2 protein-coding genes are annotated in these 2,332 nt (G+C 69.2%); both read right to left on the bottom strand.

The window, feature by feature from the left end; all coding sequences use genetic code 11:
• The coding region (locus ACFWF3_RS32715) for a MarR family transcriptional regulator (RefSeq protein ID WP_379317734.1) at positions 1-291 on the bottom strand (291 nt) is incomplete at its 3' end.
• 95 nt (positions 292-386) lie between these two features.
• A partial coding sequence (locus tag ACFWF3_RS32720; protein ID WP_379317736.1) for a GMC family oxidoreductase N-terminal domain-containing protein occupies positions 387-2,332 on the bottom strand: 1,946 nt, incomplete at its 5' end.

The following is a 2,332-nucleotide window of genomic DNA, read 5'->3' on the forward strand; positions in this document are numbered from 1 at the left end:
GCGCGCACCCTTGGAGGTGACCCGAAACTTCCGCGCCATCCCGCCCTCGGGATCCGGCATCCGCTCGATCGCGCCGGTCCGCATCATGGCGGCGGTCTGCCGATTGAGAGTCGAGGCATCCAAGCCCAGTGCGTCACTGAGCTGGCCGATGGACATCAACCCACCCATCCGCAGCCTGCTCAGCAAGATATAGGCGCTGCGGTCCATGGCGTCCGGCCCGCGGCGCGATCTCAGGCTGTGGCGCGCGAGAAGCATGGTCTCGAACTCGACCAACTGCGTCGCCTTGTCCATCTCAGCCCTTTCCGCGAATTCGCGCCGGCCCGGCCGCGCGGTGGATCACCACATGTGTACCGACCACACTACGTGTCCACTGCACATCGACACCACTAGCCCAGCCGGGCCGCGAGCCGTTTCGCGTTCATGTAGCCGATCGCCTCGATGGTGACCATCGGGTTCACACCGGGGGCGGTGGGGAAGCTCGACCCGTCGGCCACCACGATGTTCGGCACATCCCAGGTGGCACCGTCCGGGTCGGTCGCCGAGAGTTCCGGCGTACCGCCCATCCTGGCCGAGCCCATGATGTGCAGCGCGCCCATCGAGCAGCGGCCGGGGCCGTAGCCCGCCTTCTTCGCCGCGGCGTCGAATTCGGCGAGCGAACCGCGGGTGCCCGGTTCGAAGGAGATGCCCGCCTGATGACCGGAGAAGATCCGTTGCGCGCCAGCGGCTTCCAGAATGGAGGCGGCGCCGACGATGCCGGTGTGCAGGTGCGCGGCGTCGTAGTCGGACAGCTGGTATTTCACCACCGGTTCGCCGGACTTGTCGATCGAGACGGTGCCGGGGTCGCGGTCACGGGTGATGATGCCGATGGAGTTCGTGCGCGCGAAATCGAGCATGGTGGCCCGATGTTGCGCCGCGCCGCGCCAGCTCATGAAACCGGTGGCCAGACCGGGATGGACCGGGCCGGTCTCGTAGATCACGCCGTAGCCGTTGCCGTCGAGGTTCGCGTGGTGCCTGCTGATGCGGGCCTGCAACGCCCCTTCCCACGGGCGGACGTCGTCGTCGAAGACGCCGAAGACCGCCGCGGCCGGGTGCAGGCGCAGATACCGGCCGATGTTCTTGTTGCGCAGACCGGATCGTCGCAGCAGCGCCGGTGTCTGGATCGCGCCCGCGGCGACCACGACCGCCTTGGTGCGCACCGTGATCTCGACGCCGGAGGCGGTGACCGCCGAAACCGATTCGGCCCGACCCGCTGTCACGGTGATCGCGCGGACGTCGGCGTCGACCACCAGGCGCGCACCGTGCTCGGCCGCATCGGCGAGCCAGGTCTTGGTCGCCGACTGCTTGGCGCCGAGGCGGCAGCCATAGCCACAACGCCCACACTCGATTCCGGCGTCACAGGCATCGCTGACATTGCGCGGCAGGGTGTCCACCTCCCAGCCGAGCGCGCGCGCACCGCGCTCGAGAATGCCGTCGCGCGCCGAGAGCGGTGACTTGCTGTCGGTGACGCTGATCCGTTTCTGTACAGCGGCCAGCGCATCACCGAACTCGTCCTCGGCGAACTGCGGCACGCCGGTCTCGGCCCATTCGGCACGGACGGTGTCGGGCGTCGGCAGCGAGGTGCTCCAGTTGACCACGGTGCCGCCGCCGAGGCAGGTCCCCGCGACGAGGGTGATCTGGCCTTCCGCCGAGGCGGCGGGTCCCGGTGCGTACAGGCTGGTCAGCGCGTCGAGTTCGCCGTCGCCGAAATCCTGGTCGTCGTAATAGTTTCCGCGTTCGAGCACGATCACGTCGAGGCCTGCTTCGGCCAGCACCGCCGCGGCGGCACCGCCACCGGCGCCGGAGCCGACCACCACCACATCGCATTCGAGCGCGGTGGATTCGGTGAATCGCAGCGGTGACAGCGGCGGCTTCGGGGCGGTCTCGAGCCGACCGGCCGGCGCCGGATAGCCGATCTCCGCCCACAGCGGATTCGTTCCGGTGGGCCCGGGACTCACGTTGTAGGCGAGCAGGGAAGCCTGCTTGAGCGCCTGGAAGATCGCCCGGGCGGGGGCGAGGCCGGAGTCGGCCAGGCGCAGCAGGGCTGCCTCGCGCTGCTCCTGCGAGAGCGTGGAGAACCGGCGCGGGCCGCGGCCGGTGAACAGGCCGAAGAGGCGAGAATCCCACAGTCCCAACAGCGTTGCCAGCTGCTTCTGCTCGGCCTCGCGAGGATTGCGCCCGAGGATACGGAAGATCGTGTCGACCGCGCCGATATCGGTCGCGGCGGGTAGTCCGCGCCCGTCGCCAGGGAGAAATGTATCGCAGATCATGCCCAGCGCGGCCCGCTGTTCGGCTG

Source organism: Nocardia sp. NPDC060220, from assembly GCF_042727815.1.
GTDB lineage: Bacteria > Actinomycetota > Actinomycetes > Mycobacteriales > Mycobacteriaceae > Nocardia.